General features: G+C 38.0%; 16 protein-coding genes. All 16 read left to right on the forward strand.

All coding sequences use genetic code 11. The features are described 5' to 3' along the window. Window positions 1–388: 388 nt before the first annotated feature. The 16 genes from xseA to HMPREF2957_RS02940 all read left to right on the forward strand — a co-directional run bounded on the left by xseA (window position 389) and on the right by HMPREF2957_RS02940 (window position 14708). The gene (xseA, locus tag HMPREF2957_RS02865) at window positions 389–1729 is read left to right on the forward strand and encodes an exodeoxyribonuclease VII large subunit (protein WP_004253514.1); all 1341 of its coding nucleotides are present in this window, start codon (window positions 389–391) and stop codon (window positions 1727–1729) included. Continuing rightward, window positions 1707–1919 carry an exodeoxyribonuclease VII small subunit gene (locus tag HMPREF2957_RS02870; protein ID WP_004253516.1) on the forward strand — a complete coding sequence of 71 codons (213 nt, stop codon included), beginning with the start codon at window positions 1707–1709 and terminating at the stop codon, window positions 1917–1919. The genes xseA and HMPREF2957_RS02870 overlap by 23 nt, the downstream gene beginning before the upstream one ends. Continuing rightward, window positions 1916–2791, forward strand: coding sequence for a polyprenyl synthetase family protein (locus tag HMPREF2957_RS02875; RefSeq protein ID WP_004253519.1), 876 nt, complete (start codon window positions 1916–1918; stop codon window positions 2789–2791). Before HMPREF2957_RS02870 ends, HMPREF2957_RS02875 begins: the two co-directional genes overlap by 4 nt. Beyond that, window positions 2784–3599, forward strand: coding sequence for a TlyA family RNA methyltransferase (locus HMPREF2957_RS02880; protein ID WP_004253522.1), 816 nt, complete (start codon window positions 2784–2786; stop codon window positions 3597–3599). The genes HMPREF2957_RS02875 and HMPREF2957_RS02880 overlap by 8 nt, the downstream gene beginning before the upstream one ends. Beyond that, a complete protein-coding gene (locus HMPREF2957_RS02885) occupies window positions 3592–4023 on the forward strand; it encodes an arginine repressor (protein ID WP_070677365.1) in 432 nt (143 codons plus the stop codon). Before HMPREF2957_RS02880 ends, HMPREF2957_RS02885 begins: the two co-directional genes overlap by 8 nt. A 6-nt stretch (window positions 4024–4029) precedes the next feature. After that, window positions 4030–5697: a DNA repair protein RecN gene (gene recN / locus HMPREF2957_RS02890; RefSeq protein ID WP_070677368.1), complete on the forward strand. Its 1668-nt coding sequence runs from the start codon at window positions 4030–4032 to the stop codon at window positions 5695–5697. Beyond that, window positions 5698–6426, forward strand: a complete 729-nt coding sequence (locus HMPREF2957_RS02895; RefSeq protein ID WP_070677373.1) for a metallophosphoesterase family protein — start codon at window positions 5698–5700, stop codon at window positions 6424–6426. It begins immediately after the preceding gene. Window positions 6427–6507: 81 nt separating this feature from the next. Further along, complete coding sequence (gene lepA / locus HMPREF2957_RS02900; RefSeq protein WP_070677376.1) at window positions 6508–8331, forward strand: translation elongation factor 4; 1824 nt, start codon at window positions 6508–6510, stop codon at window positions 8329–8331. Window positions 8332–8404: 73 nt separating this feature from the next. Next, window positions 8405–9016 carry a hypothetical protein gene (locus tag HMPREF2957_RS02905; RefSeq protein WP_070677379.1) on the forward strand — a complete coding sequence of 204 codons (612 nt, stop codon included), beginning with the start codon at window positions 8405–8407 and terminating at the stop codon, window positions 9014–9016. A 186-nt stretch (window positions 9017–9202) separates the two neighbouring features. Then, window positions 9203–9679: a PTS sugar transporter subunit IIA gene (locus HMPREF2957_RS02910; RefSeq protein ID WP_070677382.1), complete on the forward strand. Its 477-nt coding sequence runs from the start codon at window positions 9203–9205 to the stop codon at window positions 9677–9679. Window positions 9680–9720: 41 nt separating this feature from the next. After that, on the forward strand, window positions 9721–10026 hold the full coding sequence (locus HMPREF2957_RS02915; protein WP_006148587.1) for a PTS sugar transporter subunit IIB: 306 nt from the start codon (window positions 9721–9723) through the stop codon (window positions 10024–10026). A 44-nt stretch (window positions 10027–10070) separates the two neighbouring features. Beyond that, complete coding sequence (locus HMPREF2957_RS02920; protein WP_070677385.1) at window positions 10071–11546, forward strand: PTS galactitol transporter subunit IIC; 1476 nt, start codon at window positions 10071–10073, stop codon at window positions 11544–11546. A 95-nt stretch (window positions 11547–11641) separates the two neighbouring features. Continuing rightward, window positions 11642–12535 (forward strand): aldose 1-epimerase family protein, encoded by an 894-nt coding sequence (locus tag HMPREF2957_RS02925; protein ID WP_070677388.1) that lies wholly within the window; start codon window positions 11642–11644, stop codon window positions 12533–12535. A 262-nt stretch (window positions 12536–12797) separates the two neighbouring features. Further along, the gene (gene lacA, locus HMPREF2957_RS02930) at window positions 12798–13223 is read left to right on the forward strand and encodes a galactose-6-phosphate isomerase subunit LacA (protein WP_006148584.1); all 426 of its coding nucleotides are present in this window, start codon (window positions 12798–12800) and stop codon (window positions 13221–13223) included. Between the two features lie 29 nt (window positions 13224–13252). Continuing rightward, window positions 13253–13768, forward strand: a complete 516-nt coding sequence (gene lacB / locus HMPREF2957_RS02935) for a galactose-6-phosphate isomerase subunit LacB (protein ID WP_001216925.1) — start codon at window positions 13253–13255, stop codon at window positions 13766–13768. A 10-nt stretch (window positions 13769–13778) separates the two neighbouring features. Beyond that, the gene (locus tag HMPREF2957_RS02940) at window positions 13779–14708 is read left to right on the forward strand and encodes a tagatose-6-phosphate kinase (RefSeq protein WP_049496385.1); all 930 of its coding nucleotides are present in this window, start codon (window positions 13779–13781) and stop codon (window positions 14706–14708) included. Window position 14709 lies beyond the last annotated feature (1 nt).

The raw sequence follows: 14709 nt of genomic DNA on the forward strand, positions 1-14709 counted from the left end.
TAGACAAGCGTTTTTATAAAGTTTTTTGAAAAAAATAGGTGGCAAGAAAGGGGCATAAGGTGTAAACTTTTGTATTTTAATGGTAAAAATTATATGTAGTTTATTTCTTATTTATGCTTATTTTATAGGGTTTTTATCTTATTTTTTCCTATATAATACATTTAAAATAAAATACCGTGGATTGAAATCATTCTACAACCTTAAAAAATAATCTAGTTCAGTGAACTAATTAAAGCCCTTGGATTTTTCCGAGGGCTTTTGTATATTATTAGACAAGCTCAAAGAAATCCAGTCTTGTTTTCGTATTCTAGAGGTGAAAAGAGAGATTTTTAAACGTTTTTTTGGTATAATAATACCCAGGAAAAACTAGAGAAAGAAGGAGGTTGAGATGGAAAAGTATTTGTCGGTAACAACTTTGACTAAGTATCTGAAAATGAAATTCGATAAAGACCCATACTTGGAGAGGGTCTATTTAACTGGTCAGGTTTCTAACTTCCGGAAGCGTCCAACTCATCAATATTTTTCTCTAAAAGATGATCGAGCTGTAATCCAAGCGACTATTTGGTCAGGTATTTATCAGAAACTAGGTTTTGATTTGGAAGAAGGGATGAAGATCAATGTTATCGGTCGTGTCCAAGTCTATGAACCAAGTGGGAGCTACTCTATCATCATTGAAAAGGCAGAGCCTGATGGTGTAGGGGCTCTTGCAATTCAGTTCGAACAATTAAAAAAGAAATTATCAGAAGAAGGCCTTTTTCAAGAACGCTTTAAACAAGCAATCCCTCAGTTTGCAAAACGCATCGGGGTTGTGACTAGTCGTAGTGGTGCTGTTATACAGGATATTATTACTACCGTTAGCAGACGTTTCCCAGGGGTTGAGATTGTTTTATATCCTACCAAGGTTCAAGGCGAAGGGGCAGCAGAGGAGATTGCCCGTAACATTGCTAGAGCTAATGAACGAGAAGACTTGGATGTTCTTATCATTGGTCGTGGTGGAGGATCAATTGAGGATCTTTGGGCTTTTAACGAAGAGATTGTAGTGCGTTCTATCTTTGAATCGCGCCTTCCTATTATTTCAAGTGTGGGCCACGAAACAGATGTAACTTTGGCTGATTTTGTTGCCGACAAGAGAGCAGCAACACCAACTGCTGCAGCAGAGTTAGCTACACCTGTGACTAAGTTAGATCTACTGACCTACCTTAAAAATCAAGAGAAACGAATGGCTACTGCTGTACAAAATACTTTATCAAAGAAAAAAGAAGTCTTGAGAGGGCTTAGTCAATCAGTCATCTTCAGGCAACCAGAGCGTTTATATGATGGATATCTGCAACGTTTGGATCAGTTAATGCTTCGACTGAAGCAGGGATTGAATGGTGAGTTAGTTAGAAATCAACAGAAGTTTCAAGCTCAAATTCACCGTTTGGAGCAATTATCGCCAAATGTCAAGATTCAGCGCTACCAAGACCGTATTCAACAGTTACAAAAATTAATGCGTAGCCAGATGGCTGTGATCTATGATGCCAAGGTTGCTGAAGTAAAACGCTTGTCAGAAGCTCTACTCATGTTAGATACGAGTCGTATCGTAGCAAGGGGTTATGCGATTGTTAAAAAAGAGGATACCGTGGTATCTTCTGCAAATGATTTGAAAAAAAATGACCAGGTGATGCTGATGATGCGAGATGGTCAAGTAGATTTAGAGGTTAAAGATGTCAAAACAGAAGAAATTTGAAGATAATTTAGCAGAGCTTGAGACTATTGTTCAGAGTTTAGAAAATGGTGAAATTGCTTTAGAAGATGCTATTACTGCATTTCAAAAAGGAATGGTTCTTTCAAAAGAATTGCAAGCAACACTTGATAAAGCTGAAAAGACCTTGGTTAAAGTCATGCAAGAAGATGGAACAGAAAGCGAACTTCTATGAACAAGCAAGAAAAATTAGCTTTGGTTGAGTCAGCTCTTGAGGAGTTTTATGGAGACCAGCAATTAGCTGCTAATCTCAGAGAAGCTGTTCTCTATTCTATTCATGCAGGTGGTAAAAGGATCCGTCCTTATCTACTTTTAGAAGTTTTGGAGTCTTTACAAGTGCCAATCACTATAGCTCATGCCCAGGTTGCAGCAGCGCTTGAGATGATTCACACAGGAAGCTTAATTCATGATGATCTTCCTGCTATGGATGATGATGATTTTCGTCGTGGGCGTTTAACCAACCATAAGAAGTTTGGTGAAGCACTAGCAATTTTAGCAGGAGATGCCCTCTTTTTAGATCCTTATGCTTTGATAGCGCAAGCAGACTTGCCAAACGAAATTAAGGTAGATTTAATAGCTTCTTTGTCCCTTTCTTCTGGAAGTATGGGGATGGTCGCTGGCCAAGTTTTGGATATGGAAGGTGAAGGTAAACATTTAAATCTAGAAGAACTTCAGACCATCCATGCTAATAAAACTGGTAAACTTTTAGCCTTCCCTTTTCAAGCGGCAGGAGTTATTGCAGGATTGGATGAAAATCTTCAAAAACAGTTGAAAACAGTTGGAGAGCTGATTGGGCTTGCTTTTCAAGTGAGAGATGATATCCTTGATGTTACTGCTAGTTTTGAGGAAATTGGTAAAACACCACAAAAAGATTTGCAAGCTGAGAAATCAACCTATCCTGCTTTGTTAGGATTGGATGAGGCAAAAGTTTTTTGTAACCGAACTTTGGATCAGGCTAATGAAAAATTAGATGTGATTAGCCAATTAGTCGACTTTGATAAAGAACCAATTGTAAAAATAGTAGAAAGTTTGAGAATCAATGCCTAAGGAAAGAGTAGATGTACTTGCCTACAAACAAGGTTTATTTGAAACAAGAGAACAGGCTAAGCGGGGCGTAATGGCTGGATTAGTGATTGCAGTCCTTAATGGTGAGCGTTTTGATAAACCAGGAGAAAAAATTCCTGACGATACTGAATTAAAACTCAAGGGTGAGAAACTCAAGTATGTTAGTCGAGGCGGCTTGAAACTTGAGAAAGCTTTAGAAAAATTTGAAATATCAGTTGAAGGCAAAACGACCATTGATATTGGAGCTTCAACAGGAGGCTTTACGGATGTCATGCTTCAAAATGGTGCGAAACTGGTTTATGCCGTTGATGTTGGGACCAATCAGCTAGCCTGGAAATTACGCCAAGATTCACGTGTTATCAGCATGGAGCAATTTAACTTTCGTTATGCTGAAAAAAATGACTTTGAAGAAGAACCAAGTTTTGCAAGTATCGATGTGAGTTTTATTTCTTTGAGTCTCATTTTACCGGCTCTACATAGAGTCTTGGAAGACCAAGGTGAAGTCGTCGCACTCATAAAACCACAGTTTGAAGCAGGACGAGAACAGATTGGTAAAAATGGAATTATCAGAGATGCCAAAGTTCACCAAAATGTTTTAGAATCAGTTACTAAAATGGCAGTTGATGAAGGATTCTCAGTCTTAGGATTGGATTTCTCTCCTATTCAAGGTGGACATGGGAATATTGAGTTTCTTGCTTATTTACGTAAAGAGGAACATGCAAGCAATCAAGTAGTTTCTGAAATAGAACAAGTAGTAGAAAAAGCACATAGAGAGTTTAAAGATGAATAAAAAAGAAAGACTTGAAAAGATTAGAAGATTTGTGACTGACTATCAAATCGGCACACAAGAAGAAATCGTTGAACACTTGAGAGAAGCAGGCATCTCTGCTACTCAAGCAACTGTTTCACGTGATATCAAAGAATTAGGGATTGTAAAAATTCCTTTGAAAGACAATACATATGTCTATGAATTACCAAAGTCAGTAGTTAAAAGTTTACAGTTATCTGAGAACAATATCGAAAGTTTCGAAAGAATGGGTAATCTCATCAACTTAGATGTTATTCCTGGGAATACAATTTTTGTTAAAAGTCAATTGACTCAAACATTTTCGGATATGATTTTTAGCTGTTTAGCAGATGATAACTCAATTTTAATTGTGGCGCGAACTGAAGAAGCAGCTGTAGAGATTGTTGAGCAAGTTAAAAAGTGGTAGGACCTTATGTTACTTGAAATTTCAATTAAAAACTTTGCCATCATTGAGGCTATTTCACTTAATTTTGAGAAGGGGATGACAGTTCTGACTGGAGAAACCGGTGCTGGGAAGTCTATCATCATCGATGCTATGAATATGATGCTGGGCGCCAGAGCTACAACGGACGTCATTCGTCATGGTGCTCCTAAGGCTGAAATCGAAGGTCTTTTCTCGGTTGAAAACAGTCATGCTTTGCAAATGATTTTTGATGAGCAAGGAATAGAGTTAGGTGATGAAATCATCATCCGACGTGAAATTTTACAAAACGGGCGTAGTGTTAGTCGTGTCAATGGACAGATGGTTAATCTATCTGTTCTTCGCTCAATTGGACAGTATCTTGTTGATATCCATGGCCAACATGACCAAGAAGAGTTAATGCGTCCACAATTGCATATTCATATGCTTGATGGGTTTGGTGATACAGATTTTCTGGAACTGAAGCAAGCCTATCAGACAAACTTTGATGCTTATCGTAAAATGCGCAAGCAACTTCTTGAGATTAAGAAAAATCAAGAAGAGCACAAGGCTCGTATTGAAATGTTGGAATTTCAGATGGCTGAAATTGAATCTGCATCCTTACAGCCAGGTGAAGACCTCAAACTAAACCAAGAACGAGATAAACTTCTAAATCATAAAAATATTGCTGATACGTTGACTAATGCTTATACAATGTTAGATAATGAAGAATTTTCAAGTCTAGCTAACGTGCGTTCAGCTATGAATGATATGGAAAGTATAGAAGAGTATGATGTAGAATATCGTGAAATTTCTACTTCCTTATCTGAATCTTATTATGTTCTAGAAGATGTTACCAAACGTTTAGAGGATATTATTGAAGATCTTGATTTTGACGGTAATCGTCTAATGCAGATTGAAAGCCGTTTGGATCTCATTCACGCCATCACACGTAAGTATGGTGGAAATGTCGATGATGTCTTGATGTACTTTGCTAAAATCACTGAAGAATACAACCTTCTGACTGGTAATAATCTTTCTTCAGAAGATATGGAAGCTGAACTCAAACAATTAGAAGTAAGTCTAGTTAACTTAGCAAGTAAGCTTGCATCTGCTCGACATAACTTAGCGCAACAATTAGAAATTGAGATTCAGCAAGAACTCAAAGACCTCTATATGGAGAAAGCTTGGTTTCAGGTTCAATTTACTAAAGGTAAGTTTACTCGTGAAGGAAATGAAAGTGTTGAATTTTACATCTCCACCAACCCTGGAGAAGCTTTTAAACCATTGGTCAAAGTAGCTTCTGGAGGAGAGTTGTCTCGCCTCATGTTGGCGATCAAGTCTGCTTTTTCTCGTAAGGAAGGTAAGACCAGTATTGTATTCGATGAAGTGGACACAGGAGTTTCAGGTCGTGTTGCTCAAGCAATCGCTCAAAAGATTCATAAAATTGGTCAGCACGGCCAAGTATTAGCTATATCTCATCTTCCTCAAGTCATTGCGATCGCAGATTATCAGTTCTTTATTGAAAAGATTAGTAATGACCATTCAACTGTTTCAACAGTTCGCTTGTTGACAGTTGAAGAAAGAGTAGAAGAAGTTGCTAAAATGTTGGCTGGTGAGAATGTGACTGAAGCAGCACTTAGTCAAGCGAGAGAATTGTTACAAAGTAAGGAGAAATAAATGACAGACTATTATGTAATTGGAGATGTTCACGGAAAAGCAGGAATGCTCGAGGACCTTCTAAAAACATGGGATGGTAAGACTCAATTACTCTTTCTTGGAGATTTGATTGATAGAGGGGAAGATAGTCGTCGTGTTCTTGAAATGGTCAAAGACTTAGTAGAAAATCAAGGAGCGATTTGCATTTCAGGAAATCACGAGTACATGTTTTTAACTTGGTTGGATAATCCTGAAGAAAGCTATGACCACTATCGTCGTAATGGTGGGGATACAACTATTAATTCTATTTTAGGTCGTCCACTGGATGCACTAGTAGATGGAGTAGCAGATGCTAAGCGTGTAGAAACTGAAGCAGCAGACTTGGTTGCTTTTATCCGACAAATGCCATTCGTGATTGAAACGGATCAGTATATCTTTGTTCATGCTGGAATTGATTTAACTTTGGATGATTGGCATGAAACTACAGATTACAAGAAAGTCTGGCTCAGAAAACCATTCCACGAAGCAGTTAATCATACAGGAAAAACAATTGTTTTTGGTCATACACCAGTCTACGGACTTTTGGATCAAAAACCAGGAACTGCAGAACTTTGGATGACAGAAGATGGAAAAATCGGAATGGATGGAGGAGCTGTCTATGGTGGTGTCCTTCATGGAATTGTCTTTACTGACCAAGGTATGACAGACCACTATTTCATCGAAAATGACGGCTTTGTTGCTGAAGATTAATACTCTCTACAGGGTATTATGGTCTTGTCAAAAACATAAAAACAATTTATAATTAATAGATACCCTGAAAGGAAGAGAATCTTGAATTTAGAAGAATTGAAAAAACGTCAGGAGAAGATCCGAAACTTTTCCATTATTGCGCATATTGACCATGGGAAGTCAACATTGGCAGACCGTATTTTGGAGGCTACAGAGACGGTTTCTAGTCGTGAAATGCAAGCTCAGCTTCTTGATAGTATGGACCTAGAGAGAGAGCGTGGGATTACTATCAAACTGAATGCCATCGAGCTTAATTATACTGCCAAAGACGGCGAAACCTATATTTTCCACCTGATTGACACACCAGGACACGTGGACTTCACTTATGAGGTATCACGTTCTCTAGCTGCCTGTGAGGGCGCAATTTTGGTCGTTGATGCTGCTCAAGGGATTGAGGCTCAAACATTAGCTAACGTTTACCTTGCCTTAGATAATGATTTGGAGATCCTTCCAGTTATTAACAAGATTGACTTGCCTGCTGCAGATCCAGAGCGCGTGCGTACAGAAATTGAAGATGTCATCGGTCTGGATGCTAGTGAGGCTGTATTAGCTTCAGCAAAAGCTGGGATTGGAATTGAAGATATTTTAGAGCAAATTGTAGAAAAAGTTCCAGCACCAACTGGTGATGTATCAGCACCATTAAAAGCTTTGATTTTTGACTCAGTTTACGATGCTTATCGTGGCGTTATCCTCCAAGTTCGTGTCATGGATGGAGTTGTTAAGCCAGGTGATAAGATTCAGCTCATGAGCAATGGTAAAACCTTTGATGTTACTGAGGTCGGAATATTCACACCCAAAGCAGTAGGACGTGACTTCCTTGCGACAGGTGACGTTGGTTATATTGCAGCATCTATCAAGACTGTTCAAGACACTCGTGTCGGTGATACAGTTACCTTGGCGGCAAACCCGGCTTCAGAACCCCTATCTGGATACAAGCAGATGAATCCGATGGTTTTCGCAGGTCTTTATCCAATCGAGTCAAATAAATACAATGACCTTCGTGAAGCCCTTGAAAAATTGCAGTTGAACGATGCTAGTCTTCAGTTTGAACCCGAAACATCGCAAGCTCTTGGTTTTGGTTTCCGTTGTGGCTTCCTTGGCCTTCTTCATATGGATGTTATTCAGGAACGTTTGGAACGTGAGTTCAACATTGACTTGATCATGACTGCACCATCCGTTATCTACAAGGTCAATCAAACTGACGGTGAGTCTATGGATGTATCGAATCCATCTGAGTTTCCAGACCCAACCAAAATTGCGTCCATTGAAGAACCTTATGTTAAAGCACAAATCATGGTACCACAAGAATTCGTAGGAGCAGTAATGGAACTAGCTCAGCGCAAACGTGGTGACTTTGTAACAATGGATTATATTGATGATAATCGTGTCAATGTTATCTATCAAATTCCACTTGCTGAAATTGTCTTTGATTTCTTTGACAAGCTCAAATCTTCAACACGTGGATACGCAAGCTTTGACTATGAATTGTCAGAGTATCGTCCATCTAAGCTAGTGAAAATGGATATCCTTCTCAATGGAGACAAGGTTGATGCACTCAGCTTTATCGTTCACAAGGACTTTGCTTATGAACGTGGAAAACTCATCGTTGATAAACTCAAGAAAATCATTCCACGTCAACAATTTGAAGTTCCAATCCAAGCAGCTATTGGACACAAGATTGTAGCTCGTACAGATATCAAAGCTCTTCGTAAGAACGTTCTTGCCAAGTGTTATGGAGGAGATGTTTCGCGTAAACGTAAACTTCTTGAAAAGCAAAAAGCTGGTAAAAAGCGCATGAAAGCTATCGGATCAGTAGAAGTTCCTCAAGAAGCCTTCCTAAGTGTCTTGAGTATGGATGAAGAATAATTGATTCCTAATACAGTTATCTTTTGACACTTATCTTTTCTTTCATTAGAATAGAAGTGAAAGGAGAAGGATCATGAAAAAAATCGTCAGCTTATCTACGCTTTTAGTGTGTTGCTTAACTCTTGCTGCTTGTAATGCTTCAAAAACTAAGAAAGAAGTAGCCTCAGATACAACAACAGTCCAGGAAACTACTACAGCTCAAGAAACAACAACTGTAGCCGAATCGACAATTAAAGATACACAGGTAATTGGGTCAGATGCTTATGGCTACGTAAAAGTGCCAAAATCATGGATTCATTTTACAGAAGTTGAGGGTGGTGATGATATTCAGTACTGTGATGGAACGGACATCAATATCGTAACCCTAAATACTTTTAAACCAGAGCACCTTGGTGTTAGTGAAAGTGAATATGCTGCTCTTGATGCTGTTCAAGTCTCTACTAGTGTTTATCAAACTAAACAACAAAGCAAGGATTTCTCTAAAGTTTGGGGATCTAAGTCAAAAATTGGTGGTTATGACGCCTATGTCGTAAACTGTATTGCTAAAAATGGTAAATATTTAGTGATCTGGATCTTTAAATCAGACGATGGTAAGTTTAGATACGTTTCTCTAGAAGGAACACCTGAAGTTTTAAAGGATATGCTTCCATTGATTGAACAAAGTTGGACTACGAAAAATAATTAATATAAAAAAAACAGGATGTATGTCCTGTTTTTTTCTATCTTTTTTCAAAACTATTTAAAATTATTTGCTGTTTAAAATCAAACAAAAAAAATAAAAATCAAACAAAATACAACAAAAAAATATTGACAACGGTTTCATATAGTGATATACTTGTATCATAAAAGTTAAATATGAAGGGAGAAGGTCATGGGATTAGATCATTTCTTCAGCAAAGACTTAGTTTTTTGTTTAGAAGCAGATAATCAAGAGCAACTATTTGATCAAGTTGCAACCCTATTAGAAGAAAAGAAAGTTGTTACGGATACCTATCGATCGGCATTGATTGAACGTGAAAAAATGTTCCCAACCGGTTTAGATATGGAATTTCTTGGGAAGGACTTGCCGAATGTAGCAATCCCTCACACAGACACGATTCATAATTTAACTGAAAACGTTGTTGTGGTTCGCTTAGCGAAACCAGTAACATTCCACAACATGATTGCTCCTGACAAGGAAGTAGAAGTATCATTACTCTTCTTTATCATCAATAATTCAAGTTCGAGTCAAACAAATATTCTTGCTCAATTGATGGACTTCTTTACAGGTAATGGTCATCTAGAAGCACTTTCTAAGATTACAGAACCAGAAGCTTTGTTCCAGTATATCTCAGAAACAACTGCTTAAATTCATAAATTAATAGTAAATAAAAATCGGAGGAAATCCAAATGATTAAAATTCTTGCTGCATGTGGTGCAGGTGTTAACTCAAGCCACCAAATTAAAAGCGCTCTAGAAGAGGAGCTATCTAACCGTGGATACGACGTACAGTGTGACGCAGTTATGGTAAAAGATGTCAATGAAGACTTGATTAAAGGTTATGATATCTTCACACCAATTGCTGCAACAGACTTAGGTTTTGACCCTGGTATCCCAGTAGTAGAAGCTGGACCTATCTTATTCCGTATTCCAGCAATGAGCGCTCCGGTCTATGACAATATTGAAGCAGCAATCAAAGAACACGGATTAAGTTAATTATTATTTTGTAATTTTCCATAAAAATAAAGGGAGGAAAAATTATGGATTTCATTATCAATCTAGCCAACGATTTCTTTAAACCAATCTTGGCTATGGGTGGCCCAATCATCATGCTGATCATTTTGACAGTATTGGCCTTGCTTTTCGGAGTGAAATTCTCCAAAGCACTTGAAGGTGGTATCAAACTTGCCATCGCGCTTACTGGTATCGGTGCTATCATCGGTATGCTTAATGGAGCTTTCTCAGCTTCACTTGCAAAATTCGTTGAAAATACTGGTATTCAATTGAACATCACCGACGTTGGTTGGGCACCACTCGCTACAATCACTTGGGGTTCTGCTTGGACACTTTACTTCTTGCTAGTTATGTTGATTGTCAACGTTGTCATGCTTGCAATAAAGAAAACTGATACACTTGACGTTGATATCTTCGATATCTGGCACTTGTCTATCACAGGTCTTTTGATCAAATGGTACGCTGACAACAATGGAGTTAGCCAAGGAGTTTCACTCTTCATCGCGACTGCAGCAGTTGTTCTTGTTGGGGTTCTTAAAATCATCAACTCTGACTTGATGAAACCAACATTTGATGACCTTCTTAACGCACCAAGTTCATCACCAATGACTTCAACTCACATGAACTACATGATGAACCCAGTTATCATGGTTTTGGATAAGATTTTTGATAAATTCTTCCCAGGTCTTGATAAATACGACTTTGACGCTGCTAAATTGAACAAACGAATCGGTTTCTGGGGATCTAAATTCTTCATCGGTTTCATCCTAGGTATCGTTATCGGTTTGATGGGTACTCCACATCCAGTTGCTGGAGTAGAAGATGCATCTTCATGGGAACTTGTTATTAAAGGTTGGTTGTCACTTGGTTTGACTGCCGGTGTCTGCTTGGAGCTCTTCTCATTGATCGGTTCATGGTTCATCGCAGCCGTAGAACCACTTTCACAAGGTATTACAAACGTTGCTACTAAACGTCTTCAAGGACGTAAATTCAACATCGGTCTTGACTGGCCATTTATCGCTGGTCGTGCTGAAATCTGGGCTTGTGCTAACGTACTTGCACCAATCATGTTGGTTGAAGCAGTGCTTCTTTCAAATGTCGGAAATGGTATCTTGCCACTTGCTGGTATCATCGCTATGGGTGTAACTCCAGCTCTCTTGGTAGTTACTCGTGGTAAATTGCTCCGTATGATTATCTTCGGAACTCTCTTGTTGCCACTCTTCCTTCTTTCAGGTACACTTATCGCACCATTCGCAACTGAACTTGCTAAAGGTGTAGGTGCCTTCCCAGAAGGTGTGAACCAATCACAATTGATTACTCACTCAACTCTTGAAGGACCAATCGAAAAACTATTTGGTTGGGCAATCGGTAACGCTACAACTGGTGATATCAAAGCTATCCTTGGCGCATTAGTATTCCTTGTATTCTACGTTGGTATCTTTGCATGGTACAGAAAACAAATGATCAAACGTAATGAAGAATACGCAGCAAACGCAAAATAATTTGCTCCTAAAAATGTAAATTGTAAAAACTAGGTTGTCAGTTTCCACTATGGAGCAGTCAGCCTAGTTTTTTTAGAGAATTGGAGGTAAGACTTATGATTGTATTAAAATCAGATCAATTAAATGTTGAGTTTCAAACGCTTGGAGGCGCCCTTTCTTCCATAAAAGACAAGGAAGGCGTAGAGTATTTGTGGCAGGGGGATCCAACTTATTGGAGTGGGCAAGCACCCGTATTATTCCCAATATGTGGTTCAGTAAGAAATGATACGGTCCTTTATGATAAGGAAGATGGTAGTCAAGTAAAAGGAAAAATCCCTCGACATGGCTTAGTAAGAAAAAAAGATTTTACATTAGTCGAACAAACAGATAATTCTGTTACATTTGCTATTGAAGATGATGAAGAAATGTATGCAAATTACCCTTATCATTTTCGTTTAGAAATCACTTATACAGTGACTGGGAAAACCATACGTACTCAGTATAAAATCTATAATAAAGAAGCTGAAAAATCGATGCCATACTTTATTGGTGGGCATCCTGGTTTTAACTGTCCTTTACTAGATGACGAGGTATATGAAGATTACTATCTTGAATTTGAAAAGCCAGAAACATGTACAGTTCCAAAACCTTTCCCAGAAACAGGAATGTTAGATTTCAAAGATAGAAGTTCTTGGTTAAACAATCAAAAAGAAATAGACTTGAATTATGACTTCTTTAGCTATGATGCTGTGACATTAGATGAGTTAGAATCTCGCACAGTAGCTTTGCGTTCACGAAAACATGATAAAGGTTTGAAACTAGATTTTAAAGAGTTTCCAAATTTAATCGTATGGTCAACTCTTAATAAAGGTCCTTTTATTGCCTTGGAACCATGGTCAGGTTTGTCTACTTCAATAGAAGAAGGAGATAGACTGGAAGATAAGAAAGATGTTAAGATTATAAAACCTAGTGATTTTGACCAGATTGGCTTTGATATCGAGATTCTATAAAAAATAAACAAAAACAAACATAAATTGTTGACTTTTCCAACTAATAGTAGTATATTATGTTTATAAAGAACAATTTGTGTTTATTTTAACAAGATTACTGTTCTGGCTTTTCTCTGAAGAAAGCTTATTAAGAAACAAATAAGATATTTGTTCTTAATTTAAATTATTGTCAACAAAACTACTAGTAACTATTTGAGAAAGGTCTCTTTTAGGCTAGAATCAGAAAGTTTTACTGGTCTTTTATAAAAAAGGAGTATACAATATGGCTATTGTTATTGGTGCAGATGCTGCAGGTTTAAGATTGAAAGAAGTTGTAAAAGACTTCTTGGAAAAAGAAAACTTCCACGTAGTGGATGTTACAGCAGAAGGTCAAGACTTTGTTGATGTAACTCTAGCAGTTGCGGAAGAAGTTAAGAAAGAAGAACAAAACCTTGGTATCGTCATTGATGCTTATGGTGCAGGTCCGTTTATGGTTGCTACTAAAATCAAAGGAATGGTTGCTGCAGAAGTATCTGATGAACGTTCAGCTTATATGACTCGAGGTCACAACAACTCACGTATGATTACGATGGGTGCTCAACTTGTTGGTGATGAATTAGCTAAAAACATTGCTAAAGGCTTTGTAAATGGTAAATACGACGGCGGTCGTCACCAAATCCGTGTCGACATGTTGAATAAAATGTGCTAATTTTGATATTGAAAGAAAGGTAAGATAAAATGAGAATTGCAATCGGATGTGACCACATCGTAACAAATGAAAAAATGGCTGTTTCAGAATTTTTGAAATCAAAAGGACATGAAGTCATCGACTTTGGTACTTATGACCACGCTCGTACCCACTATCCAATCTTTGGTAAAAAAGTTGGTGAAGCAGTAGTTAGTGGCCAAGCTGATCTTGGTGTATGTATCTGTGGTACTGGTGTAGGTATCAATAATGCTGTTAACAAGGTTCCTGGTGTTCGTTCTGCTTTGGTTCGCGATATGACAACAGCTTTATATGCAAAAGAACAATTGAATGCCAACGTAATCGGATTTGGTGGTAAAATCACTGGTGAATTGCTCATGTGTGATATCATTGAAGCTTTCATCAACGCTGAATACAAACCATCAGAAGAAAACAAAAAATTGATCGCTAAAATCCAACACGTTGAAACTCATAACGATCATCAAACGGATGCCAACTTCTTTACAGAGTTCCTTGAAAAATGGGATCGTGGTGAATACCACGACTAAGAGGTGACTTATGATTTTAACAGTCACAATGAACCCATCCATTGATATTTCCTATCCTTTGGATGAACTGAAAATCGACACTGTCAACCGTGTGGTGGATGTCACTAAAACGGCTGGTGGTAAAGGTCTTAACGTTACTCGTGTCCTATCGGAATTTGGTGACTCCGTAGTCGCAACAGGACTTGTCGGTGGTAAACTTGGTGATTTTTTAGTAGAAAATATTGATGATAAAGTAAGCAAACGTTTCTTCTCTATTCAAGGTGAAACCCGTAACTGTATCGCAATTCTACATGGAGAAAACCAAACAGAAATCCTAGAAAAAGGTCCTGAAGTTCAAGAAAAAGAAGGTCAAGATTTCTTGGCTCATTTCAAAGAACTTTTAGAGACTGTAGAGGTAGTGGCTATTTCAGGTAGTCTACCTGCAGGACTTCCAGTGGATTATTATGCTAGTCTGGTTGAACTTGCTAACCAAGCTGGTAAACCTGTTGTCTTGGACTGTTCAGGAGCTTCACTTCAGGCGGTTCTTGAATCTCCACATAAGCCAACAGTTATCAAACCAAATAATGAAGAATTATCTCAACTTTTGGGAAGAGAAATTTCTAAAGATTTGGATGAATTAAAAGAAGTCCTTCAAGAACCACTATTTGATGGAATCGAGTGGATTATCGTTTCCTTAGGCGCTAATGGTGCCTTTGCCAAACACGGTAACACTTTCTACAAAGTAGATATTCCAAGAATTCAAGTAGTAAATCCAGTCGGTTCTGGAGATTCTACAGTGGCAGGTATTGCTTCAGGTTTTTTCCATAGAGAAACGGATCAAGAACTGTTGATCAAGGCAAATGTCCTAGGTATGCTTAATGCTCAAGAAAAAATGACCGGTCATGTCAATATGGCTAACTATCAAGGTCTCTATGACCAATTAATTGTAAAAGAGGTATAAA

It is taken from the genome of Streptococcus sp. HMSC062D07 (assembly GCF_001814215.1).
GTDB classification, from domain to species: domain Bacteria; phylum Bacillota; class Bacilli; order Lactobacillales; family Streptococcaceae; genus Streptococcus; species Streptococcus infantis_I.

Coding starts and splice junctions, on each gene's coding strand:
- xseA (WP_004253514.1), top strand. CDS start 389: ATGGAAAAGTATTTGTCGGTAACAACTTTGACTAAGTATCTGAAAATG.
- HMPREF2957_RS02870 (WP_004253516.1), top strand. CDS start 1,707: ATGTCAAAACAGAAGAAATTTGAAGATAATTTAGCAGAGCTTGAGACT.
- HMPREF2957_RS02875 (WP_004253519.1), top strand. CDS start 1,916: ATGAACAAGCAAGAAAAATTAGCTTTGGTTGAGTCAGCTCTTGAGGAG.
- HMPREF2957_RS02880 (WP_004253522.1), top strand. CDS start 2,784: ATGCCTAAGGAAAGAGTAGATGTACTTGCCTACAAACAAGGTTTATTT.
- HMPREF2957_RS02885 (WP_070677365.1), top strand. CDS start 3,592: ATGAATAAAAAAGAAAGACTTGAAAAGATTAGAAGATTTGTGACTGAC.
- recN (WP_070677368.1), top strand. CDS start 4,030: ATGTTACTTGAAATTTCAATTAAAAACTTTGCCATCATTGAGGCTATT.
- HMPREF2957_RS02895 (WP_070677373.1), top strand. CDS start 5,698: ATGACAGACTATTATGTAATTGGAGATGTTCACGGAAAAGCAGGAATG.
- HMPREF2957_RS02905 (WP_070677379.1), top strand. CDS start 8,405: ATGAAAAAAATCGTCAGCTTATCTACGCTTTTAGTGTGTTGCTTAACT.
- HMPREF2957_RS02910 (WP_070677382.1), top strand. CDS start 9,203: ATGGGATTAGATCATTTCTTCAGCAAAGACTTAGTTTTTTGTTTAGAA.
- HMPREF2957_RS02915 (WP_006148587.1), top strand. CDS start 9,721: ATGATTAAAATTCTTGCTGCATGTGGTGCAGGTGTTAACTCAAGCCAC.
- HMPREF2957_RS02920 (WP_070677385.1), top strand. CDS start 10,071: ATGGATTTCATTATCAATCTAGCCAACGATTTCTTTAAACCAATCTTG.
- HMPREF2957_RS02925 (WP_070677388.1), top strand. CDS start 11,642: ATGATTGTATTAAAATCAGATCAATTAAATGTTGAGTTTCAAACGCTT.
- lacA (WP_006148584.1), top strand. CDS start 12,798: ATGGCTATTGTTATTGGTGCAGATGCTGCAGGTTTAAGATTGAAAGAA.
- lacB (WP_001216925.1), top strand. CDS start 13,253: ATGAGAATTGCAATCGGATGTGACCACATCGTAACAAATGAAAAAATG.
- HMPREF2957_RS02940 (WP_049496385.1), top strand. CDS start 13,779: ATGATTTTAACAGTCACAATGAACCCATCCATTGATATTTCCTATCCT.